At 59.7% G+C, this 23,611-nt stretch carries 23 protein-coding genes and 1 tRNA gene; 9 read left to right on the forward strand and 15 right to left on the reverse strand.

Annotation, left to right across the window (positions count from 1 at the left end; genetic code table 11):
* Positions 1-21 precede the first annotated feature (21 nt).
* On the forward strand, positions 22-960 hold the full coding sequence (locus AC13C8_RS03880; RefSeq protein WP_482846429.1) for a methylenetetrahydrofolate reductase: 939 nt from the start codon (positions 22-24) through the stop codon (positions 958-960).
* A 3-nt stretch (positions 961-963) separates the two neighbouring features.
* Positions 964-2,037: a methyltetrahydrofolate cobalamin methyltransferase gene (locus AC13C8_RS03885; RefSeq protein ID WP_091429935.1), complete on the forward strand. Its 1,074-nt coding sequence runs from the start codon at positions 964-966 to the stop codon at positions 2,035-2,037.
* A gap of 73 nt (positions 2,038-2,110) precedes the next feature.
* On the opposite strand, the gene AC13C8_RS03890 is transcribed toward AC13C8_RS03885, so the two are convergent.
* Complete coding sequence (locus AC13C8_RS03890; RefSeq protein ID WP_482846431.1) at positions 2,111-2,662, reverse strand: hypothetical protein; 552 nt, start codon at positions 2,660-2,662, stop codon at positions 2,111-2,113.
* A 136-nt stretch (positions 2,663-2,798) separates the two neighbouring features.
* On the opposite strand from AC13C8_RS03890, the gene AC13C8_RS03895 reads away from it, so the two are divergent.
* The 6 genes from AC13C8_RS03895 to AC13C8_RS03920 all read left to right on the forward strand — a co-directional run bounded on the left by AC13C8_RS03895 (position 2,799) and on the right by AC13C8_RS03920 (position 7,857).
* A complete protein-coding gene (locus tag AC13C8_RS03895; protein ID WP_482846432.1) occupies positions 2,799-3,113 on the forward strand; it encodes a hypothetical protein in 315 nt (104 codons plus the stop codon).
* A 91-nt stretch (positions 3,114-3,204) separates the two neighbouring features.
* Positions 3,205-3,612: a putative quinol monooxygenase gene (locus AC13C8_RS03900; RefSeq protein ID WP_322787722.1), complete on the forward strand. Its 408-nt coding sequence runs from the start codon at positions 3,205-3,207 to the stop codon at positions 3,610-3,612.
* A gap of 199 nt (positions 3,613-3,811) precedes the next feature.
* The gene (locus tag AC13C8_RS03905; RefSeq protein ID WP_482846434.1) at positions 3,812-4,987 is read left to right on the forward strand and encodes a CaiB/BaiF CoA transferase family protein; all 1,176 of its coding nucleotides are present in this window, start codon (positions 3,812-3,814) and stop codon (positions 4,985-4,987) included.
* Between the two features lie 139 nt (positions 4,988-5,126).
* Positions 5,127-7,169, forward strand: a complete 2,043-nt coding sequence (locus tag AC13C8_RS03910) for an ASKHA domain-containing protein (protein ID WP_091429929.1) — start codon at positions 5,127-5,129, stop codon at positions 7,167-7,169.
* Between the two features lie 65 nt (positions 7,170-7,234).
* A tRNA-Gly gene (locus AC13C8_RS03915) sits at positions 7,235-7,308 on the forward strand.
* A 60-nt stretch (positions 7,309-7,368) separates the two neighbouring features.
* Positions 7,369-7,857: an acyl-CoA thioesterase gene (locus AC13C8_RS03920; RefSeq protein WP_091429928.1), complete on the forward strand. Its 489-nt coding sequence runs from the start codon at positions 7,369-7,371 to the stop codon at positions 7,855-7,857.
* 3 nt (positions 7,858-7,860) lie between these two features.
* Here the strand turns inward: AC13C8_RS03920 and AC13C8_RS03925 are convergent, their stop codons facing one another.
* On the reverse strand, positions 7,861-8,685 hold the full coding sequence (locus tag AC13C8_RS03925) for a sulfite exporter TauE/SafE family protein (protein WP_091429926.1): 825 nt from the start codon (positions 8,683-8,685) through the stop codon (positions 7,861-7,863).
* A gap of 8 nt (positions 8,686-8,693) precedes the next feature.
* The gene (dusA, locus tag AC13C8_RS03930) at positions 8,694-9,689 is read right to left on the reverse strand and encodes a tRNA dihydrouridine(20/20a) synthase DusA (RefSeq protein WP_482846435.1); all 996 of its coding nucleotides are present in this window, start codon (positions 9,687-9,689) and stop codon (positions 8,694-8,696) included.
* A 416-nt stretch (positions 9,690-10,105) separates the two neighbouring features.
* Between dusA and AC13C8_RS03935 the strand changes: the two genes are divergently transcribed.
* On the forward strand, positions 10,106-10,630 hold the full coding sequence (locus tag AC13C8_RS03935; RefSeq protein WP_482846436.1) for a potassium channel family protein: 525 nt from the start codon (positions 10,106-10,108) through the stop codon (positions 10,628-10,630).
* A gap of 49 nt (positions 10,631-10,679) precedes the next feature.
* Here AC13C8_RS03935 and AC13C8_RS03940 read toward each other — a convergent pair whose 3' ends face one another.
* The 12 genes from AC13C8_RS03940 to AC13C8_RS03995 form a co-directional block, all read right to left on the reverse strand.
* On the reverse strand, positions 10,680-11,387 hold the full coding sequence (locus tag AC13C8_RS03940; RefSeq protein WP_482846438.1) for a ferric reductase-like transmembrane domain-containing protein: 708 nt from the start codon (positions 11,385-11,387) through the stop codon (positions 10,680-10,682).
* A gap of 39 nt (positions 11,388-11,426) precedes the next feature.
* A complete protein-coding gene (locus AC13C8_RS03945; RefSeq protein WP_482846439.1) occupies positions 11,427-12,752 on the reverse strand; it encodes an APC family permease in 1,326 nt (441 codons plus the stop codon).
* Positions 12,736-14,805, reverse strand: a complete 2,070-nt coding sequence (locus AC13C8_RS03950; protein WP_482846440.1) for an AarF/UbiB family protein — start codon at positions 14,803-14,805, stop codon at positions 12,736-12,738. The genes AC13C8_RS03945 and AC13C8_RS03950 overlap by 17 nt, the downstream gene beginning before the upstream one ends.
* Positions 14,802-15,002 carry a hypothetical protein gene (locus tag AC13C8_RS03955; protein WP_482846441.1) on the reverse strand — a complete coding sequence of 67 codons (201 nt, stop codon included), beginning with the start codon at positions 15,000-15,002 and terminating at the stop codon, positions 14,802-14,804. The genes AC13C8_RS03950 and AC13C8_RS03955 overlap by 4 nt, the downstream gene beginning before the upstream one ends.
* Before the next feature lie 81 nt (positions 15,003-15,083).
* Entirely contained in the window at positions 15,084-15,464 is a 381-nt protein-coding gene (locus AC13C8_RS03960; protein ID WP_245744694.1) for a c-type cytochrome, read from the reverse strand.
* Between the two features lie 443 nt (positions 15,465-15,907).
* A complete protein-coding gene (locus AC13C8_RS03965; RefSeq protein WP_143064312.1) occupies positions 15,908-16,513 on the reverse strand; it encodes a hypothetical protein in 606 nt (201 codons plus the stop codon).
* Positions 16,510-18,867, reverse strand: a complete 2,358-nt coding sequence (locus tag AC13C8_RS03970; RefSeq protein WP_482846468.1) for a copper-transporting P-type ATPase — start codon at positions 18,865-18,867, stop codon at positions 16,510-16,512. The genes AC13C8_RS03965 and AC13C8_RS03970 overlap by 4 nt, the downstream gene beginning before the upstream one ends.
* Positions 18,868-18,986: 119 nt before the next feature.
* Positions 18,987-19,412: a DUF6010 family protein gene (locus AC13C8_RS03975; RefSeq protein ID WP_482846442.1), complete on the reverse strand. Its 426-nt coding sequence runs from the start codon at positions 19,410-19,412 to the stop codon at positions 18,987-18,989.
* Positions 19,409-20,356 (reverse strand): ribose-phosphate diphosphokinase, encoded by a 948-nt coding sequence (locus tag AC13C8_RS03980; RefSeq protein WP_482846443.1) that lies wholly within the window; start codon positions 20,354-20,356, stop codon positions 19,409-19,411. Before AC13C8_RS03980 ends, AC13C8_RS03975 begins: the two co-directional genes overlap by 4 nt.
* On the reverse strand, positions 20,353-21,861 hold the full coding sequence (locus tag AC13C8_RS03985) for a thymidine phosphorylase family protein (RefSeq protein ID WP_482846444.1): 1,509 nt from the start codon (positions 21,859-21,861) through the stop codon (positions 20,353-20,355). Before AC13C8_RS03985 ends, AC13C8_RS03980 begins: the two co-directional genes overlap by 4 nt.
* Positions 21,858-23,240: an MBL fold metallo-hydrolase gene (locus tag AC13C8_RS03990; RefSeq protein WP_482846445.1), complete on the reverse strand. Its 1,383-nt coding sequence runs from the start codon at positions 23,238-23,240 to the stop codon at positions 21,858-21,860. Before AC13C8_RS03990 ends, AC13C8_RS03985 begins: the two co-directional genes overlap by 4 nt.
* Complete coding sequence (locus AC13C8_RS03995) at positions 23,237-23,602, reverse strand: DUF5676 family membrane protein (RefSeq protein WP_091429908.1); 366 nt, start codon at positions 23,600-23,602, stop codon at positions 23,237-23,239. The genes AC13C8_RS03990 and AC13C8_RS03995 overlap by 4 nt, the downstream gene beginning before the upstream one ends.
* Positions 23,603-23,611: the final 9 nt, after the last annotated feature.

Raw genomic sequence — 23,611 nt, forward strand, 5'->3', positions numbered from 1 at the left:
TCCCGCATAAAGGAGGCAGCCATGGCGCTGTTGAACTTCCGCAAAAAGCCGACCGAAGGTCAGGCCACGCCCGCGTCCCCCGCCCTTCAGGACTTCCTGAAAGGCTATTCGATCGAGGTGATGCCGCGCACCGCCGAGAAGGTCGAGGATTTCCGCGACCTGCTGCCCGACGGCACCCGCGTCTATATCGCCCATATCGACGGCACCCCGATCGAGGATATGGTTGCAACCGCCAAACGCATCAACGCCGAAGGGTTCGAGGTAATGCCGCATTTTCCCGCGCGCATCATCAAGGACGAAGCCACGCTGTCCGACTGGATCGCACGCTATCAAGGTGAGGCGAATGTGAAGCAAGCGCTTCTCCTGGCCGGTGGCGTGGAAAAGCCACATGGCGATTTCGACTGCTCGATGCAGCTGTTGGAAACCGGACTGTTCGACAAGGCCGGATTCACACAGTTGAACGTTGCAGGCCACCCGGAAGGCAACCGGGACATCGACCCGGACGGTTCACGAAAGAACGTCATGGAAGCCCTTCTGTGGAAACAGAAATTCTCGGAACGCACAGACGCGAAAATGGCGATTGCCACGCAATTCGCCTTCGAAGCCGGTCCGATCATCAAATGGGCGGACGGGCTGAAAGAAGCGGGCGTGGATCTGCCGATCCATATCGGCATCGCAGGCCCCGCGAAGCTGCAAACGCTGATCAAATTCGCCATCGCCTGCGGTGTCGGCCCGTCGCTGAAAGTGCTGCAAAAGCGCGCGATGGATGTGACCAAGCTGCTTTTGCCCTATGAGCCGACAGAGGTTCTGAACGAACTGGCCAACCACAAGGCGGCCAATCCCGACTTCAACATCACTCAGGTGCATTTCTTCCCGCTGGGCGGGATCAAGACCAATGCCAACTGGGCCATCGAAAATGGCGGCGAAAACACCGCTCCAGTCAACGTGACCAAAGGATAAAGAATGACCCGTACCATCGTTGAATCGCAAACGAAAACCGCCATTATCGGCTTTGACCAGCCGTTCTGTGTCATTGGCGAACGCATCAATCCGACCGGGCGCAAGGTTCTGAACGCGGAACTGGAAGCAGGCGATTTCAGCCGCGTACAAAGCGATGCGGTGGCGCAGGTCGCGGCGGGTGCAACGGTGCTGGACATCAACTCGGGTGCGGTGTTTTCCAACAAGATGGCCGAAGACCCGCGCTATGCGGATAACAACTTCGTTGAACCGGACCTGATGCGTCAACTGGTCGAGACCGTTCAGGCCGTCACCGATTGTCCGCTCTGCATCGACAGCTCCGTTCCCGGCGCGCTGGAGGCTGGGTTGAAAGCTGCGCATGGCCGCCCCCTTCTGAACTCGGTCACGGGCGAAGAAGAGCGGCTGGAACTGGTTCTGCCGCTGGTCAAAAAATACAACGTGCCGGTTGTTGCGATCTCGAACGATGACACGGGTATTTCGGAAGACCCGGACGTGCGCTTTGCGGTGGCCAAGAAGATCGTCGAACGTGCCGCCGATTTCGGCATTCCGGCGCATGACATCGTGGTGGACCCGTTGGTCATGCCGGTCGGTGCAATGGGCACCGCGGGCCTTCAGGTCTTTACCCTTGTGCGCCGCCTGCGCGAGGAACTGGGCGTGAACACGACCTGCGGCGCGTCGAACATCTCGTTCGGCCTGCCCAACCGGCACGGCATCAACAACGCGTTTTTGCCAATGGCGATGGGCGCGGGCATGACATCTGCGATCATGAACCCGGTCGCCCTGCCCGTTGGCCCCACCAAACTGGCTGAAAAGAAGGCTGAAGTGGAAGCCCGCGGCATCGTGATCCCGGCAGACATGGACGATGAAACCTTCTGCCAGTTGTTTGGCCTTGGATCGACCTTGCCCAAAGCCGGTAAGGAAATGGAGGCCATCCGCGCTGCCAACTTCCTGACCAACAACGATGATGGCGGGGCCGAATGGATCAAATTCAACTCGGTCAATGCTGGTGCTGCGGGTGCCGCGGGTGGCCGTCGCGGCGGTCGTCGCCGCAGGGGCTGATACGCCCTGTTTCCAACGAAAAATGCCCCTGGAAAGTCCGGGGGCATTTTTTAACGAGACGCATACGCGTTGACTATTTCATCATCGCGATCGGCGCGTCGGTTGTGAAAATATAGTCTTCTGCCCCAGAGTGACAGGCGATACAGCCGGCATCCGCGCCCTTGGCAACCCGTCCGGCCAAACGCATGCCGCCTGCATTCATGTCAAGCGACCCATCTGGCAGATACTTCGCCCAAAACCAATTCTGGTTGTCGGCGTCATATCCCTCTTCGCGTTGAAACATCACCGTGTAAGCACCAAGATGCTTGTCCGGATCGGCCAGAACCTGATCCACCTCAACCCCTTCCGGTCCAAAGTTACGCTTCACAATCAAGGTGCCCGTATGGCCATTCACTTCGGCACTGGAATAAAACGTCTCAAGCATCATCCCGTGCGGTTCAACACCGTCATACGGGAAGCTGCGGATCATACCCTCTCCGGCAAGTTTTTGGGTTTTCATCACTTCCCAAACCGCCTGCGCATAGGCTGCATCCTCATCGGTGCCGAAAGGGCTGTCCTGGGCCTGCGCGCCTGCTGCCATCCCAAGTGAAGCAATCGCAGCCATCAAAATCTTGATATTCATCATTCCATCCTCCACATTGCCTTTGGAAATAAGGTATCCGAACGAGACATCACACAGGCACAACTTTGATCACCGTCGCGGGATACAGAGTGACCAGCCGTGATTGGACGCCTCATGCGTCCTGGGTCACTTTAACCCCATGTATCAAACCGCCCTTGCAATATGTACGATCCTGCTGACGACCGAAAGCGGTCTGGCGGAAAGCTGTGTCACGAACTCCTCGGATCGGACATATTTCTTTGCTGTTACTCCGCCGACCGGAGCGCGCGTAACCGCCCAGTTGGATCCCGGTGAAGGTCTGTGTGCAGCCACCAAAAGCGGCGCAATCGTAAGCGTCTATGAAAGCGCAACCGCGATCGAGGGCTGTTCGCGCCTTGTTGTGGAAAACCAAAGCGACAGCCTGATCAAATATGCGGAGTTTGATCGTTGTGCCTGGGGGTCGCATTCGCAGTAGCAGGCGCGGCGGTCGTCGTCGCCGGGGCCGATCTTCGCCCCAAGTCGAAATAAATCAGGGCTCGCCAAGCGCGGGCCTTTTTTGTCCCGCGATGGCGTTCCCCACCGATGACGCGGTCGGTGTTTTCTGCTATGTTGTCAGGATTGAGAAGGTCTTGCATTCAGGCACCGCACCAAAGGAGGGTGAACCCATGATTGTGAGGATATTTCAAGTTGTTACACGACCTGGCAAAGAAGACGCGTTCGGCAGGTTCTTCCACGACACTGCAATTCCGTTGATGAAAAGGACAAAGGGGCTTGTCCACGTGATCCCAGGTGCGCCGCTTGCTGACACTCCCCGAGAATTCTGTTTCGTCATGGTATGGGAAGACATCGACGCGTTAAAAGCCTTTGTCGGGGACGATATTTCCAGCCCGCATATCGACCCGATGGAGGCCGAGCTCGTTGAATCGCGGTCCATCAAACACTATCATTTTGTTGAATCCGAAATTCTTTTATAGCATTTGTTTCTGTCGCTTACCTGCGTGAATTGATGTTCTGCTCTTGCAACGACCGAAACAATGCTGCGCGGGGTTCGACAAAGGAAGTGGAGAATCCTTCCTCTTTCCCTGTAGTTAACCGTTGCAATTGACTCATCTCAAAGTCATCGGGATGCGCGCCCTCTACCCAGAGGTTGCGTAAACAGGAAAGGACAGGCCGATGAGCGCGCCGCTTGAAGATATCACCATCCTTGATCTGACCCATGTTCTGGCCGGGCCATATTGCTCGATGATCCTGTCGGATCTGGGAGCAAAGGTGATCAAGGTCGAGAAACCGGGCACGGGCGATGACACACGGCATTTTCCCCCGTTTCGCGATAACTACAGCGCCTATTTCGCCACCATCAACCGCAACAAGCAATCCATTGCCCTCGACCTGAAAGACGAAGCCGACCGGGCGGTGCTTGATCGGCTGTTGGGGCAGGTTGACGTGGTGATGGAGAATTACAGGCCCGGCGTAATGGAACGGCTGGGCTATGGTTGGGACAGCCTGTCTGCCAAGCATCCCCAACTGATTTATGGTGCCGTGTCGGGATTTGGGCATACCGGGCCGGACGCACAGCGTCCTGCTTATGATATGGTTGTTCAGGCGCGCGGTGGAGTGATGTCGATCACCGGTGAAAAGAACCGCGAGCCGGTGCGAGTGGGTGCTTCGGTCGGTGACATTGTGGCGGGCATGTTTCTGGGGCACGGGTTGTTGGCAGCGCTCTACCAGCGGCAAAAAACCGGCAAGGGGCAGAAGATCGACGTGGCGATGCTGGACAGCCAGCTGGCCATTCTGGAACACGCCATCGCAATCACCAGCGAAACCGGTGTATCACCCGGCCCGTCCGGTGCGCGCCATCCTTCGATCGCGCCGTTCGAAACTTATCATACGCAAGACGGATTGATGGTCATCGCCTGTGGCAACGACGCCATGTTCAAGAAGTTCTGCGGCGTGATCGGCAAGCCAAAATGGGCCAAACGCGCCGCGTTCGCGACCAATCTGGCGCGGTGCGAAAACGTCATGCTGCTCAGACGCAAGATCGAGACCGTCACCCTTGCCCATCCACGCGCTTACTGGATCGAGCTGTTCACAGCATCGGGCATTCCCTGCGCCCCCATTCAGACCGTGGCCGAAGCCATGCAGGACCCGCAGATCGTTGCCCGCAACATGGTCATAGGCATGCCCTCGCCGGCGGGGCAACAGCCCTTCAAGGCGGCAGGCAATCCGATCAAAATGTCCGGCCTGGCAGACTTGACCTCGGCGGGGCCTGCACCGTTGCTGGACGGGAACCGGGCAGAAATTCTGGAATGGCTTGATCAGAAGGAAACCTGCAAGGCCCCGGCTGACTGACCCAACTGGCCTGATAAGCATCTGATTTCCCCTCAATCTGCCAAAAAAGACGTTTCCAGACCCAAGATGCCGCAGGCAGGCATTGCACCTGCTGGCCCCTTCCCTAGATTAAGCGAAACTCATCAAGGAAGACGCGCGCATGTCACAGGATCCTTTGGTCGTTTTCACCCCTTCTGGCAAACGGGGCCGCTTTGCTGTCGGCACTCCGATTCTGACCGCCGCCCGCAAACTTGGCGTCGATCTGGACAGTGTCTGTGGCGGTCGTGGTATTTGTTCGAAATGCCAGGTCACACCCAGCTATGGCGAGTTTTCCAAACATGGCGTGACCGTGGCCGAGGATGCCTTGTCCGAATGGAACAAGGTCGAGCAACGCTATGACGACATTCGCGGCCTGCCAAAGGGGCGTCGTCTGGGCTGTCAGGCCACGGTCCAGGGCGACGTGGTCATCGACGTGCCGCCTGAAAGTCAGGTGCACAAACAGGTCGTGCGCAAACGGGCAGAGGCGCGGGACATCACACTCGACCCATTGGTGAAGCTGTTCTATGTCGCGGTTGAAGAACCCGACATGCACGAACCGTCAGGCGATCTGGAACGTCTGGTGCTGGCTCTGAAAGAGCAGTGGGACCTGGAGGATGTGAAGGCTGATCTGCACATCCTGCAAGGCTTGCAACCGGTTTTGCGCAAGGGTGAATGGAAGGTCACGGTGGCTGTCCATCTGGGCGACGATGAAAACCCACCGCGCATAATGCATTTGTGGCCTGGCTACTATGACGGGGCGGTTTATGGCGTGGCCATCGACCTTGGGTCGACAACCATCGCCGCGCATCTGTGCGATCTGGCAACGGGTGAGGTCGTCGCCTCCTCCGGCCTGATGAACCCGCAGATCAGGTTTGGCGAAGATCTGATGAGCCGGGTCAGCTATTCAATGATGAACCCCTCGGGCGCGCAGGAAATGACCGACGCGGTGCGCGAAGGGCTGAATGCATTGTTCACGCAGATCGCCTCGGACGCCGAGATCGACAAGGGCCTGATTATGGACGTGGTCGTGGTCTGCAACCCGGTCATGCACCACCTGCTGCTGGGGATTGACCCGTTTGAACTGGGCCAGGCCCCGTTCGCGCTTGCGACCTCCAATGCGCTTCGTCTGCGGGCGGATGACCTGAACCTGTCGGTCCACCACTCGGCGCGCGTCTACCTGCTGCCCTGCATCGCGGGCCATGTGGGCGCGGACGCGGCTGCCGTGGCGCTGTCGGAAGCGCCTGACAAATCCGACGACCTTGTGCTGGTCGTTGATGTCGGCACCAATGCCGAGATTCTGTTGGGTGACAAGACCGGTGTCATGGCGTGTTCGTCGCCCACCGGCCCGGCCTTCGAGGGTGCACAGATCAGCGCAGGCCAGCGCGCCGCCCCCGGCGCCATCGAACGGGTCGAGATCGACCCCGCCACCAAAGAGCCGCGCTTCAAGGTGATCGGGTCGGACCTGTGGTCCACCGAGCCGGGTTTTGACGTGGCGATTGCGACCACGGGCGTCACCGGCATCTGTGGCTCCGGCATCATCGAGGTGATTGCAGAAATGCGCATGGCTGGGCTTGTCGATGCGGGCGGGTTGATCGGATCGCCAGAACAAACCGGCACCGACCGTTGCTTTGCTGACGGGCGCACCTATTCCTATCGCCTGTGGGATGGCGACAGTGATAACGGCCCGATTGCCGTCACCAACGCCGATATACGCGCCATCCAGATGGCCAAAGCGGCGCTCTATTCCGGCGCGCGTCTGTTGATGGACAAGCGCGGCGTCGATGCGGTGGACCGTGTGGTGTTGGCCGGTGCTTTTGGCGCGCATATCTCGGCCAAACACGCCATGGTGCTGGGCATGATCCCGGACTGCCCGCTGGACAAGGTGACGTCAGCAGGCAACGCGGCGGGCACCGGCGCGCGTATCGCGCTTCTGAACCGTGCCGCACGGGCCGAAATCGAAGAGACCGTGCGCAAGATCCAGAAGATCGAAACCGCCGTTGAGCCGCGCTTTCAGGAGCATTTCGTCAACGCTTCGGCCATGCCCAACGCGGTCGAGCCGTTCCCGATCCTGCGCAGCATTGTGACATTGCCAGACCCCAGCTTTAACTCGGGTGGCGGCGATGGAGAGGACGGTGGACGGCGGCGCAGACGGCGGCGCGGCTGAAACGCGGCGCTGGCATATGTCAGCCACTTGACGCCCCTTCACGGGTGACATAACCAAAGTGGCACGCGGGTGTAGCTCAATGGTAGAGCAGCAGCTTCCCAAGCTGACGACGAGGGTTCGATTCCCTTCACCCGCTCCAGTCTTCCAATGCTTGCCGGATGCCGACACCAGCGCAGCTGGCTAAACGCCAAGGTGCCCGATGTCCGATCCATTTGCCCATATCCCGCTGGTCACGCCACTGAATGCTACCCAATTGCACAGCGTCGGCGTGCCGGAGGGCTGGAACTATGGGCTGGCGGACCGCGTTCGGTTTCACGAGTTGGACGCCTTGAACCACGTCAACAATGTCGCCTATTTCCGGTGGTTTGAATCGATCCGCATCCCCTATTTCGCTCACGTCCATGTCACAAGTTACGGCGACGGCGACCCGCAAGTGGTTCTGGCAACCAATTATGCACGTTATTTCAAACCGCTGCATCTGGGCGACAACTATGTGATCACCGCGCGCACCAAGAGTTACCGCAACAGTTCGTTCGTCATGGAATACGGCACCTACGTGGATGGCGAGCTGATGTGCGGGTCCGAAAGTGTGATCGTGACCTTGGAACAGGACGGCGTGACCAAGCGCGCCCTGCGCGCTGACACCATCGCAGCTTTCCGGGCCGAAGGTGCCGAAGGCCCGGCGTAACTCTTACCCCAGCAAAGCCTTGCGCAGCATGTTCAACGCCACCAGCGTCAGGAACACCGCAAAGATACGTTTCAGCGGTTTCGGGTCCATCGCATGGGCGATTTTCACGCCGTAGGGTGTGGTGATCATCGTCATCGCCACCACCAGTCCGAAGGCTGGCAGGTTGACCGCACCGATCGTAAAGGGCGGGCGGGCGTCGGGCGCAATCGACACCAACAGGAACCCCAGAACCGACGGCACAGCGATCAATACGCCAAAACCCGCGGCTGTCGCCACCGCATTATGAATCGGGCGGCCGTGCAGCGTCATCAATGGCACACCGAAACTACCACCGCCGATCCCCATCAGCACCGACAAAAACCCAAGCGCAGGTGACAACAGCGCGCGGCGCAGACCGGTCGGCATCGCTTCGGCCAATCGCCAGTTGGCACGCCCCAGCCCCAGATAGGCCCCGATCACCAGCCCCAGCCCGCCAAAGATCGCCTGCAACACCGTCGAGCGCAAACCCGAGGCGACCAGCACTCCGATCAAGGCCCCCACCGCTATGCCCGGCGCCCATGTTTTCAGGATGTCCCATTCCACCGCGCCCTTGCGGTTATGCGAATGAACCGACCGGAGTGATGTGACGATGATCGTTGCGAGCGACGTGGCCAGACAGATTTGCATCAACTGGTCAGACGCGTAACCCAAGGCGGTGAACGCATAGAAAAACGCGGGCACCAGCACGATGCCACCACCAACGCCAAGAAGGCCCGCCAGAACGCCAGCGAAAGCGCCGATCACCAGCAAAAGCCCGGCCATCGGCAGAAGAATCGAAAGGTCTGGCATGAATGGCCTCAGCTTACGGGGACGTGATCGGGCACATGTGACAGAGCCTCGGCCACCAAGGCAACCCCTGCGCCGTCCTTTGACGCGCCTTCGGAAAGGATACGACGCCACTTGCGCGCGCCCGGACGGCCTGTGAAGGTTCCCAGCATGTGACGCGTGATCGAATGCAGGCGCACGCCCTTGGTCAGTTGCGCCTCAATGTAAGGATACATCGCCTCGACCACCTCATGGGCGGTGCGCGAAGGGTCGGTCGCGCCGAAAATCGCCTGATCCGCGCCCAACAGCACACTCGCTGGATCATGATAGGCCGCGCGCCCGATCATCACCCCGTCCATAACGTCAAGATGCGCGCGGGCGTCCTCCAACGTGGTGATGCCACCATTGATCGACAGGTGCAGCGCGGGAAACGCAGCCTTCATCCGGTGCACCAAGGGATAATCCAGCGGCGGAATGTCCCGGTTTTCCTTCGGGCTTAACCCTTGCAGCCACGCCTTTCGCGCATGGATGGTAAACCGGGTTACACCGGCTGCGGCGACGGTTTCGATGAACGCAGGCAGGACCTCATCGGCACTTTGATCATCCACCCCTATCCGACATTTTACTGTAACTTCCGTATCTTGCGCGACGTCTTTCATCGCCCTCATGCATTCTGCCACCAACGGTGCATCGCGCATGAGCACCGCACCGAACGTCCCTGACTGAACGCGATCCGACGGGCAGCCGACATTCAGGTTCACTTCGTCATACCCGCGCGCAACGCACAGCTTCGTGGCCTGGGCCAGTTCCTGCGGGTCAGAGCCGCCAAGCTGCACCGCCACCGGGTGTTCTTCGGGATTGAAATCAAGCAAATGCACCGCCCCCCCACGCACCAGCGCGGGCGCAGTCACCATTTCGGTATAAAGTAGCGCTTGACGGGTCATCAGCCGATGGAAATAGCGGCAATGGCGGTCGGACCAATCCATCATCGGAGCAATAGAAAGTCTGGCGTGTTTTCTTGGCAGCATTACTCTTGTATCTTCAAACTGTTGCAGGGCAAAGTTTATGCGCAGGAATACGCTCCAACATCGCCAGATTTTTCCATTTTAGACGACTCATGGCACACGCGGCGCACACGACACGGCCACTATAAGCGAGGTCGCCTTCGCTGGATACCAGATCCAGATCGGCGCAACAGCTGTTGTGCTTTGCGCCGATCCAATATCCATTTCCATGCCATCACTCCGGCCTTCGAATGCTCGCCAAAAGTGCTACGATTTCTGAAGAGAACAGGACGCACAAAATGGGTAGAACCCAAATCCGTCAACCATTCGGTCCTGTGGTGTTTGCCAGATATCAGAGTTCGAACGCAGACAGCGACAGGGATGTATGGACCGCGCATGGCGTTTATAGTGGCCACGAATGAAACGAAAGGAAGGCAACATTGCTTCTGTCTATTGCTCTTTCCGTATCGGCATTTCTTTTGACGGCCGTGATGCATCTCATCGCTCTGAGGTGGTGTAGTGGCGGGATGGCCAAGATACCGTTGCACTCCTCGACCCGCGTTCTTGCGGTATTGATCCTGCTGTTTTCCATACACATGCTAGAAATCGGAATCTTCGCAGTCGCTTATGCTTTGGCCGAACGGTGGTTGAACCTGGGTGCGTTTGCGGGTGAACCCATCGTGACACTGCTCGATTACTACTATTTTTCGGCGATAACCTATACTTCCCTCGGAATAGGCGACATATTCCCCACCGAGCATTTGCGTTTTCTAACCGGCGTTGAAGCGCTCATAGGTCTTCTGCTGATCGCCTGGTCCGCAACATTTCTCTATGCAATGATGAACCGTCTGTGGGTTTGGCAGCCTTGTGCCAGGCCGGATGGACCGCCGCAAGATATGTCAGGACAACCGCCTGCGGCGCAAGGTCGGAAGGACATCATCGACGAGGATGACGGCAAGGTCTGAGCCGAAGATGGCCGCCATGTGGGCAATATCCGCGCGCGACAATCGCGCGCTACTCAGCCTTGGCCATGCCGGTCCTTTTTAGGCGAGATTTGCGCCATGTCGCCGTTGACGCCGCGAATTGCAAGGCAACGACACTCGCCACAAGCGCCACGAACGGCCATTGCGCCCAGTTCGGGTCCGGCGTCTGGCGGTGGTAATCCAGGAAATGCAGGAACAGGAAATAGGCCGTATGCAGCACTGTCAGCCACCAGAGTATATACGTGCCCTGCTGGATGAATTTCCATACGTTGTTGCCCAACCGCCGCTGGCTGTAATCGTTCGACGTAACCGCCAGGATGATGCCATAAAGAAGCGCCAGCAAACCGATCAGATTGGCCAGTGCGAACCCGTGGTTGACCATGACGTATCGTTGTAGTCCCGGGTGGAATTCGAACCCGAACAGGCGCATCAGATCAAGCGTGACCCATCCGAACAGGATAATGGCGGCATGAGCGAGGGCCAGCAGGATAGCGTATATGCCCAACTCTCGCCGATAAGGCAGAAATCGCACAGAACCACGCCAAAGCCGCGATACCGGCCCTATCGCCATTGCCAGTGCGACCAGAACAATCGACATATCGCCAACGGCCCGGTTCCAACGGTGCATGGCGGACCATTCGGCACGGCTATACAACAGAAGCCCGGTGCCAAGCACGGACAAAACGATAACGACCAAGTGTCGTTGCCACCAAGGTCTTTGATCTACTGTCAATTTCAAGACGCGTGCTCCTGCTTTTATTGATTGATGCGTGCATAACTACGCTGCCTGGTTGGTCCAAGCCTTGAGATACAGTCTTTCAAAGCCAAAAACCGCGAGAATGGCAAGCAGTGCATAGATAACAATTGCGGGATCACTTTGCAGTTTCATCGAGGTAAAGGCCGCCAACACCACCGCATCAAAGGCGAGCGCCATCAACAATACCGGTGCCGCCGCCCCGATCTCTTTCCGTCTGAACCGGAAGACGCCCCAATGCACGATCATATCCATGATGAGATAGAAAAACGCACCCAGCGAGGCGATCCTGCCCAGATCGAAGAACACCGCCAGCGTCGAGGCGATCACGACCGTATAGAGCAGCATGTGGCGCTGGATCTTGCCCGACATGCCGAAATGGCTGTGCGGGATCATCTTCATGTCGGTCAACATCGCCAGCATTCGTGACACGGCGAACACGCTGGCCAGAACGCCCGACGCGGTGGCCACGGCGGCGAGCAAGACCGTCAGGTAGAACCCCACCTGTCCCAGCGCGGGTTCGGCCGCTTGGGCCAGTGAGTAATCGCGCGCAGCGATGATCTCGTCGATGGACAGGCTCGCGCCGACACCGAAAGCTACAAGCAGGTAGACAACCACGCAGATCGCAATGGAGATCATGATTGTGCGACCCACATTGCGATGCGGGTCGGTGATCTCGCCGCCGCTGTTGGTGATCGTCGTAAACCCCTTGAAGGCAAGGATCGCCAGCGCAACCGACGCAGTGAACCCGACAAGTCCGAAAGATTCGGCCGTCTGCGATGCGGCAGCGAACTGAAACCCGCTCGACCAGAGCGCGGCAATGCCAAAAAGCGCGATACCGCCGATCTTGATCGCCGCCATGATCAGCGACAGCAGCCCGACAGAGCGGTTCCCGGCGATGTTGACGAGAAACGCAAAGACAATCACCGCCACCGCCAGAATGGGGACCAGCGGCCCGCCGGTGATGTCAAAGGGGCGCAGGACATAGGTCGCGAATGTGCGCGCCACGAGGCTTTGGGCGATCACCATGCTGAGCGCCATGAGCAGCGCCGCCCCCGCCGCGATCGCGCCTGAACCGTAGCATTTCTGAAGGATCATCGCGATGCCACCCGCCGACGGCCACGCGTTCGACATCTTGATATAGCTGTAAGCACTGAAGCCTGTCACGATGGCGCCGACGATGAAGGCCAACGGGAAAAGCGGACCGGCAAGTTGCGCGATCTGTCCGGTCAGCGCAAAGATACCCGCGCCGATCATCACCCCCGTGCCCATGGCGACGGCACCACCCAGGCTGATCGAGCCTTCACGGTAACTGCCGTGCCTGTCGTTATCTTTATCGTGGTTCTGCATTCTGTCCTGCCTTGTTTGTTTCCGCATCAATCGGAACCGGTCCGGTATGCCAACGGAAGTTACAATGATCATGGCCGCTGGCAATGGTCTTGGGCCGAACTAGCCGCCCGCCCCATTTTTCGGCCAATGGAAAGTCGAGCGCGCACCATGTCGCGGTGCAAAGCTCCGCATTGCCGTTTTGGGCAAAGAAGTCTGCGACGGGGCATTTCGTGCAGTCGAAGGCGACAACATCTTCGCCCGCATCGACATCGCGCCAGCCGTATCCCGGCGGCCCGAACGGGAAGCGGCGGAAAAGGTCGGTCGCAATACGCAGACGTTTTGCCGGGTCAGCAGTGATGGCACGGGCCAGTTCCAGGGGGGGATCGGCCATACGGCGATAGATATCCCAGCCTATCGCATGGATCAGCGCGTGGCTCTGCTCGGGCGACCGCGCGTGCGAGACAAGCGTCCGGTGCAACGCAAGTGTCAGCGCGGCGAGATGTGTGGTCAGCATCGCGCCAATGTTCGGCTGAAGCGGAATATCGGTCTCGAGAGTATCGTAGGTCGCCCAGGTTTCCGAAAGTAGTTGCTCTGTCTCCTGCCCCAGGTGGCGTCGCGCAAATCTGTGAAATAGGGTCGCAAGCCCAGCACGTCCGATGCCTCCATCCGACGACCCGCGCGCGCCCAGCACGCTTTCCCACATGCCATGGGTCGCAGATCTGTCCCAGGTGTCATCAATCGCTTCGGCGGGTGGCATGGCCCCTGTCAGCAAGAGTTCGGGAAGGATTTGCGAGATTTTGCCCAACGGATCGGATTGTGCAAGCCTCGCGGTCAGTTCCCGCGCTATGAACGGCCGCGAGACTTCGTCGAAGCGCATATCCGGCGCCAGTTTGAACAGCAGCGCCTCGGCGGTGGTGAGTGCCTTGGCGTGCAGCATGAGAGACGTGGGAAATACGAAGCCCGCCCGGTATCCCGCACGCATCATTGCAAGGTATGTTCGCGCAAGGCTGGCCTCGCGCGAGGGCACCGCGTAGAACCGGGTAGCGAGACTCTCAAAACTTTGCTGGAACAACACGTGATCTGCGTCAGGCAGCGGCTTGGTCTGCTTGCTGAAATGGTAATAGGCACGCCGGGTCTGTCGCTGTGCGACGGCAATCCAGTAAAGCACGAACCGGTCGCGTTCTTCCGTATTCAACGCGCCAAACATACCGAAATCCAGCAGGGTGAACGTGTCATCGGCGTGAAAAACGATGTTGCCCGGATGAAGATCGGCGTGAAACAAGCCATCCGAGATGAACATCTTGAGCAGCACCGACACCAGCCTGTCGACCAGCGCGGAGCGGGTCTGTGCAGAAAGAGTGGTCGCCGCCTCGGACAGCCGCATGCCGTCGACCCAATCCATTGTCAGCATCCTGGCCGTCGTGAGGTCCGCGAAGGTCAATGGAATATGCACGCCATCTTGTTCGGCAAGATTTACACGAAACCGTTCCATCACACTGGCTTCGGCCCGGAAATCCAGTTCGCCCAACGAATAGCGCCGGAACTCTGCCAGGAATGCAGCCAAGTTTGTGCGACGAAGCCGTCGCGGTGCCAGAAGGCGGACGACTCGCAGTCCAAGTTCCAGAGCGTCAAGATCGCGATGGAACAGCGGCTCCAGCCCGGGCCGCTGCACCTTGACGGCAACGGTCCTGCCATCCAGCAACCTTGCCTTGTGCACCTGGGCAAGCGACGCGGCGGCGACGGGCGAGGGTTCAAAGCTGGCAAATGCCGTTTCAAGAGACGTCGCAAGCTCTTCCTCGACAACCTGGCGAACCGTCTCGAACGCGATTTCCGGTGCATGTTCCTGCAAAGCGGTCAGCCGTGCGACATAGGCTTCCGGCAGGATGTCCGGGCGGGTGCTGAGAATTTGTCCGAGCTTCACAAACACCGGGCCGAGCGCCGTAAGGTTCTCGGCAAACCGATCCGCTGCGCGCGTACCGTCACCGGTTGGAACGTACCGGCGAAGCGCCCGGATGTCCGCAGAAAGGCTGGCGAAGATCCGGATCAACCGCATGAGGCTCCGAAGCTGTTTCATGCGCTGTCTCCATTGGTGCCGTAGATCCACGTCTCAACCGGCAAAACCGGACGTAATCCCGGCAAGACGTCGAGCGCCCCGGACAGGGTCAGGTGGTCATCTGCGTCCGAAATCGGCACACTCGTGCCAAATTCGATGGCACCACCCAGACGGATCAACCCTATACTTCGATCCCTGCACATCTGGTCTTGCGCCATATTGATCTGCCCTGCCTGTTTCAGAATGATTGAGTGATGGCACCCGTCAGCGGCACCTATGTAACCTGCCGGCGAAACGCCCTAGTCATGATCGTCTTGCATGTCATCATGCGCGCCTTCCTGCTCCATGTGGTCCATCATTTTTCCGACCTTGTCCGGAATATCTGCCGTCGAGAATTTCGCCTGTTCATCGGCGTCATGGGCAAACGCGATTATGGCGGCCAGTTCGGCACCGTTCAGATTGACGACATCGCCAAATTCGTCACGTTGCAATTCGACCATTGCCTCCGCACCAGCCCACATCCGGGCGGCGAATTCGACGGCGTTCATGGGCAAGTCCATGAATTCGGCGTCCAGCGGCGGCGCGTCTTCGCCGCCGACACCATTGACCGAATGGCAGACAACGCAGCCCTTCGACGCAAAAAGCATCCGTCCTTTGGCGGCGTCCGATCTGCCCGTCATAGGGCTGTTTGACACCGTGACCGGCATATCTTGTCGATGGCTTTCTGCCCGCGCCGGCACACTGCCCAGAAATGTAGCAGCGGTGGCGAGAATAAGAACTGACGTATTCAATAAAACCTCCGTTACAGGTTTCGTTGATGTTTGGCAGGTGCCCTTTTTACCCTGCCTGCTGCGAACCGATCGCACAAGTGACCACACCAGAACCGGAAGGAACGCCAGTGCCTGAATGGTCGGCCCTTGCATGATGCTACTGCGTTTCATCACGCACTGGGGTCCGTCACAGAGGAAGACGAGCGTTCAGGCCAAGACATCGTTCAGACAAGTGTCAGCGCAGCACGTGACAATCTGACGAAGGGGGGCGGTCTGCTTGACATCCGGTTTCGACCCAGCTGGTTGTGCTGAGAATTTTGGGCGCCAGATCGGAAACTGACACCGGTTTTCCGTTATCGGGTATCCTCCATCCAATTGATGCCGTCCACCGTATCAGCAAGCGAGGTTTCCAATGCCCTGCGCGGAGAAATCCCGTCAAGCGGACGGATCGCAGCATCCAAACGTCGTGCAGCGTTATATCCCTGTGCCGCCGCCTCGGTCGGTGCGGTGCCATATGCGCTGCGATAGCGCGCGGCAAAGCTGCCCGGGGCGTCTTCAGTTGCCCAATTGTCGGGAAGCGCGCCTGTATGTATCAAAACCCCGTCGAATCCGAACTCCGAAAGCGTCGCGGAGGTCAGCGTCTCTGACCCCATCACCACCAGGACATCAGGCGACGACTGCGGTGACCCGGTCAATCCGACGACCCGACCAGCGGCTTCGGCAGGCAGTGGCAGAACCTGCACGTCCACCCCGCCAAGATGGCCATCGGATGTTTCGGCTGGATGCCCGTCGCGCTCGTCTGCCGCGAGCAGAAACCCGTTGACCGCCTCGGCGAGACGCGACTCGCGGTTGTCGCCGGTCACGAAAATCGCGGCGGTGAACTCGTGTGCGATTGCCGCTGTTCCGGTGACGGTAAGGCCAAAGGCAAAGAGCGCTGCCCGAAAGACATTCAATCTCATATTTTTGCACCTCGCAGTCGCAGCGCGTTCAGCACCACCGAGATGGACGAGGCGCTCATCGCGAAAGCAGCAAACATCGGGCTGATCAGAATGCCGAAGAATGGAAACAACACACCCGCAGCCACTGGCACGCCTGAAGCGTTGTAAATCAGCGCAAAGAACAGGTTCTGACGGATGTTGCGCATGGTGGCGCGCGACAGGCGTCGCGCGCGCACGATCCCGTCGAGATTGCCTTTGATCAGCGTGAAACCCGCGCTTTCAATGGCCACATCCGCGCCCGTGCCCATGGCGATGCCAACATCTGCCTGCGCCAGCGCGGGCGCGTCGTTGACGCCATCACCGGCCATGGCGACCTTGCGGCCTTTATCCTGCAAATCGCGAATGATCCGCGCCTTGTCCTCGGGCAACACGTCGGCGCGGATCTCGTCGATCCCCAGCCGCGCGCCAATGGCCTTGGCCGTGCGTTCGTTGTCACCGGTGGCCATGATGATCCGAAAGCCCAGATCATGCAGCGCTTTCAGCGCGGCAGGCGTCGTTTCCTTGACCGGGTCGGCCACGCTGACCAAACCGGCAATCTTGCCTTCCAGCACGACAAACATCACGGTTTCGCCCTCGTCGCGTCGTGCGTTGGCCTTTTCGGTCAGCGCGCCACCCTCAAGCCCCATGTCGGTGATCAAAGCGAGGTTTCCCAGCGCCACCGCTTGTCCGTCGACCACGCCTTTGACGCCCTTGCCGGTCACCGCTTCGAAATCGCTGGCATTTGCCATGTCCACGTTTCGATCTTCGGCGCCACGCACGATGGCTTCAGCCAGCGGGTGTTCCGAGCCACGCTCAAGCGAAGCGGCCAGCCTCAGCACCTCGGCCTCGTCATGCCCCGGTTCCGGCAAGACCGCGACAAGCCGGGGCTTGCCTTCGGTCAGGGTGCCGGTCTTGTCCACGATCAGGGTATCGACCTTCTCGAACCGCTCCAGCGCCTCGGCATTCTTGATCAGAACGCCTGCCTGCGCACCGCGGCCGGTGGCCGTCATGATCGACATCGGCGTGGCCAGACCCAGCGCACAGGGACATGCAATGATCAGCACCGCCACCGCTGAAATCAGGGCATAGCTCAGCGCAGGTGCCGGCCCCCAACTCGCCCAGGCGATGAAAGACAGGATCGCGATCACGATCACCACAGGCACGAAGAAACCCGCGACCTTGTCGGCATATTTCTGGATCGGCGCGCGCGAGCGTTGTGCGTTCGCCACCATCTCGACAATCTGAGACAGCATCGTGTCGGCACCGACCCGCGTCGCCTCCATCACCAGGCTGCCGGTTCCGTTGATCGTCGCCCCCGTCAGCGCGTCGCCCTCGGTCTTCTCGACCGGAACCGGCTCGCCCGAAATCATGCTTTCATCCACCGAAGAACGCCCATCCACAACGGTGCCATCAACCGGCACCTTGTCACCTGGGCGCACGCGCAGACGATCGCCGACTTGCACCTCCTCCAGAGGGATTTCTTCTTCGGTCCCGTCATCGCGGATCACACGCGCTGTTTTTGCCGCCATGTCCAGCAGCGCACGGATCGCCTTGCCGGTGCCTTCGCGGGCACGCAATTCCATCACCTGCCCCAGCAGGACAAGGGTGACGATCACGGCCGCAGCCTCAAAATAGACACCGACATTACCTTCGGGATCGCGAAAGCCATCGGGGAAGATATCAGGAGCCAGAACGGCGACGATACTGAAGAGCCACGCCGCCATCACACCCATGCTGATGAGCGAGAACATGTTGAGGTTCAACGTCCGGAAAGAATTCCAGCCACGCACCATGAATGGCCAACCGCTCCAAAGGACAACGGGCGTGCCCAGCACAAGTTCGATCCACAGCGTCGTGCGTTCGCCAAAAATCTCGCGCACGCCGGGGAACCCCACATAAGGTGCCATCGTCAGGACAAGCAGCGGGATGGTCAGCACGGTGCCGACCCAGAACCGGCGGGTGAAATCCACCAGTTCGGGGTTCGGTCCCTCTTCGATCATGGTTGCACTTTCCAGTTCCAGCCCCATGCCGCAAATTGGACAGGAACCTGGTTCCGGCTGGCGGACCTCGGGGTGCATCGGGCAGGTATAGATCGCACCCAAGTGGCCAGCGGGGACGGTGTCGTAGCGCCCACCCTTTTCGCCATTCGCGGCGGCGCCATGTGCATGGGCGCCATGTGCATGGGCGCCATGATCATGGGCGCCATGATCATGACCATGGCAGGCATCGTGTCCGCCGTGAGAATGCTTTGACTCCGCGACCTCGGTCTCGGGCACCAGGTGCATACCGCATTTCGGGCAATCGCCGGGTTTGGTATCGCGCACCTCGGGATGCATCGGACAGGTATAGATGATGCCGTCTTCGGAAACGGCAGAGTGAAGTTTCTGTTTCATATGTTTGCCTCGAACATGTTATTTATTTCAGTCGGAAGTTTCTGTTGCCGCGTCCAGACGCGTCAAAGCCCGTATAGAAGAAGCAGGAATAGCCCGGCAGCGATGTCGAACACGGCGCACAACGATATGTACCAGCTTGGAACATCTGCCCCGAATTTGCGATTATGATGCAGGATGTCCCAAACAGCATGAGCGATCAAGCCCAGCCCAATCATCGCCGGCCACCACATCACACCCGCAAGCGCTGCCAGCGCAAACCCGATTGCCACTGCAAGTTCACCCCAGAAGACTTTCTGTGAAATGTGTTGTGCCGCAAAACCAATGTAGGCACCGCCGATCAAAGCCAGGGTCAGCGCCGAAATCAGGATGGACACATCTTGCTCGACACTTAGGTGAACTGGCGCCGAGACAAGAAAAAGTCCGCCCCCCATGAAGAAGGGGCTTACACCATGCGGCGCGTGACTGCTGGCTTTCATATTCGCGTTCATCCGTTACGTCCTGTCGAATTCCTGGTGCTCAACGTGCTCCTTCCAGTGGCCGGAAGGTCAACCCCCTTGGTGATCTTCAGGATAGTTTCGGCAAGAAGCGATGACACGCCGATGAAATTCGACCGATGCGGAATCGTATCGGTTGTGACAATCCGTGCGGCACCGGCCGCCAGAATATCGTCGTGGGCCGATCCTGCAAAAACCGCATGGATGACCAGGCACACCGGCGCGCGGGTGCCTGCCGAGACCAACCGTTCGATGGTGCGCACCAGTGTCCGCCCAGACGAAGCGATATCATCCAGTATCACAGGCGTACCTGCCCGCAACAAGGCATTGTCCGGCACGCTGACCTCGACCTGACGGTCGCCGGTTCGGATCTTGCGCAGCACTTCATAGGGCCGTCCGGCCAGGTCCGCGACCTCGGCCACCCATTGCTGGCTTTCGCTGTCTGGGCCGAGCAGAACGGCGTCAGGAATATTTTCCACGATCCATTCCGCAAGCAGCGGGGCGGACACTGCCCGGATTGCAGGTATCGGGAAGACATCGTCCAGTTGCGCGATGCGGTGCAGATGCGGATCAATGCTCACCAGCCAGTCGAAACTTTCGCCCAGGAATTGCGCGAAGATCGGCGCGCTGACCGCCTGCCCGACCTTGAAACGACGATCCTGCCGCATGTAGCCGAGATAGGGTGCAATCAATCCGACCCGGCGCGCGCCCATCTCGCGGGCGGTCGCCGCGGCAAAGCGCAAGGGCAAGGCAAGACGGTCTGGATCGCGCAAGGTTGCCAACAGCGCCACATCAGCCCCGTCCAGATCGGCTGGCAGGGTCATCAGGCTCTCGCCATCGGGGAAATGGTGCCAATCGAGCGGTCGCAAATCGACCCCCATCGCGGGGGCCAGAGTTTCGGCCAGCGGCTTCATCTCGGGAAACGGAACAAGGATCATGGCATACTCTCGGACAGCGTGATTACATCGGTCTGGGATTCGGCATAGGACAGGGCATATGCCAGTTCGCCGGGTGTTTCGGCATGAAGCTCATAGAGCGGCTGACCTTTCTCCACCCGGTCGCCGATCTGCGTCAGCAATCGAATGCCTGCGCTTTTTTGGCGCGGTGCGCCAGCCAACTTGGCGATGCGGGCGATGCGGCGGTTGTCTACGGCCATCAATACGCCCGCGTGCGGGGCGTCTATCTCGATCCGTTGCGCCGCCGTTCCCGGTTCCCGGAAGCCACCCTGCGCTGCGCAGATGGCCAGGAATTTGGCTTCAGCGGCACCACTGTCCAGCACCGACTGCGCCCGGCCCCGTCCCTGCCCCGCCACGGTGCCCGGTGCGAGGTCCAGAAGATGCCCGGCCAGATCCAGCGCCCGTTCGCGCAGATCCACAGGTGCACCTGGCGCCCGTCGCAGAACCGCGAGCACATCCAAGGCTTCCAGCGCAGGACCGATGCCGCGCCCGACGGGGGCCACACCGTCGCTGACATGCAGCGCCAGGTTCAGACCCATCGCCTTGCCCACTGACGACAGCCGGGCACCGAGGGCTTCCGCAGCCGCCATGGATCGCACCTTGGCGGTGGGTCCAACCGGCATGTCGATCAGGACATGCGTGGCACCTGCTGCGGCCTTTTTGGACAGCACGCTTGCCACCAGTTGACCGGTCGAGTCGAAATCCAGCGGGCGTTCAACACGGATGAAATGATCGTCAGCGGGGCTAAGGGCAAGCCCGCCCCCCCAGACGATGCACCCGCCCTCGGCTTCGACCACCCGGCGCAAAGCGGTGGCATCGAGCGCAACCGGGGCCATGACCTCCATCGTGTCGGCCGTGCCCGCCGGCGACGTGATCGCCCTGCTGGACGTCTTGGGGATCAGGTGCCCCGCCGCCGCAACGATAGCCACGACAATCGGGGTCGTCCGGTTGCCCGGCAAACCACCGACGCAGTGCTTGTCGAGAACGGTGCGTTCACCCCAGTCGAGCGTCTGCCCCGCATCTTTCATGGCACGCGTCAGCGCCACGGTCTCGGCCTCGTCCAGCCGATCGCCTGCGCAGGCGGTGATGAAGGCTGCAAGGTCAAGATCAGACAACCGATTGTCGAGCGTGTCCCTGACGACTGCCGCAAACCCCGCCTGATCCAACCTGCCGCCATAGGCTTTCGCCCGGATCACGGACGCGGAAGCAGCCGGTTCGGGGTGCGAGAACATGGCCTTGTCCCCTTCCCTTGCGCCAAGCGCCTGCCAGGCGGAAGCGGATAGCGCCGCCTGGTCTACGCCAAGCCATGACCCGCGACCGACGACGTTCAGGGTCGCGATAATCCAGCGGCCCTCCAGATCGATCCGAACGCGGGCCTGAGCGGCGAATCCTTCCGAGCGACAAATATGGCAATCTTCATTCATATAAACGATCGGTTGACTGTAAGTGTCGATACCGGCGGGGATAAGAGCAAGCGTATCAGTCATCGCGGGCGGTCCAGAAAGACAGATTCAAGGTGCTCCGGCACGCGCACGGGGCGGCCAATCTCATGTTCGACACGAAATCTCAGAGTGTCCGCCGCCGTGGGTTCCCCATGGGTCAGATATGTCATGTCCGGGGCTGGACCCGCAGACATCCAATGCAGGATTTCATCGGCATCGGCATGCCCGGAAAAGGACTGAAGCTGAACCACTTCGGCGTTGATCGGGAAGTCCCGACCAAACATGCGCAGACTTTGCGCACCCCCGGCCAGTGCAGCGCCGCGCGTTCCGCCAGCCTGAAAGCCGGACAGCAGGATGGTGTTGCGCGGGTCCCCTCCAAAGCTGGCCAGATGGTGCAGGATACGCCCGCCTGTCAGCATCCCGCTGGCCGACACGATGATCATCGGGCCATGACGCGTGTTCAGTTCCTTCGACTGCTCGACCGTGTTCACCCGCTTGGCAATCTCGAACATCGCGTTGCAGTCTTCGCGGCTGACGTGATGCTCGGTGTGGTGGCGGTGATAGATTTCGGTCGCATCCACCGCCATCGGACTGTTGAGATACACTGGAACATAGGGGATGTCACCGCGCCGCATCAGCCGCGAGATATGCAGCATCAGCCCCTGCGCCCGCCCGACCGCAAAAGACGGGATCAGCACCGTGCCACCGCGCGAGAATGTGCGTTTCAGGATCGGAGCCAGTTCGGCCTCGGGGTCGGTGTCGGGGTGTAAACGATTGCCATATGTGGATTCGCAGACCAGCACATCGGCCCCGCCAAAAGGTGTCGGCGGTCGCATCACCGGATCCGGATCATGCCCCAGATCGCCGCTGAAGTGAACGACCCTGTCGCCGATCTCAAGTCGGATCTGGGCGGCGCCCAGAAGATGTCCAGCCGGAATGAACCGGGCCGCAATCCCATCGCCAAGGTTGATCCTGTGATCGAAGCCGTGCGTCTGAAGGCGTTCCAACGCCGTCTGTGCGTCCTTGAGCGTATAGAGCGGTTTCGGGTTCTTATGTTTCGAGAACCTCTTGCGAGCGGCAAAACGCGCCTCTTCTTCCTGAATATGTCCGCTGTCGGGCAGGATAAGGCCGCACAATTCGGCGGTTGCCTCGGTGCAATGAACCCGTCCGCGAAACCCCGCCCGGATCAGCGCAGGCAGATACCCCGAATGGTCCAGATGTGCATGCGTCAACAGCACCGTGTCAATGGTATCGGGACGCACCGGAAACGGCTTTCGATTGCGTGCGCGCAATTGCTTGAAACCCTGGAACAGGCCGCAATCGACCAGAATGCGCTGTCCCATGGCCTCGATCAGGTAGCGCGATCCCGTCACGGTTCCGGCAGCACCGAGAAAGCGCAGTTTCGGACGTGCGATCAGTGTCATGCCTTAACTCCGTTGCTCGCGATGGCGTTGAAGAGTCCGCCGAAGATCAGCGCGGCGTACCAGCCATACAGAAAGCTCTCAGCCAGGCCGATAAGAAAGCCGGTTGGGGTCAGCCACACGAAACCGGGCAGCAGGCCCGCCCAAGTCTGGTACATCGCATAACCGGGGAAGATCAGGTCGAATATGACGCAAACCAGATATGTCAGCACCAGAAACAGGCTCAGCGCCCATCCCAGCGGCATGATCGGCAGACGCGCACGCCCTGTCCCGGTCTCCGCGCCCATGACACAGGCCCCGCACGTCATGCGCAGGGCCAGAAAAAGGATCGCTGCGATTGCAGTGAAATAGATGAGTGGCATCATGGCTTGTTC

Source organism: Aliiroseovarius sp. B-4 (genome assembly GCF_056857795.1).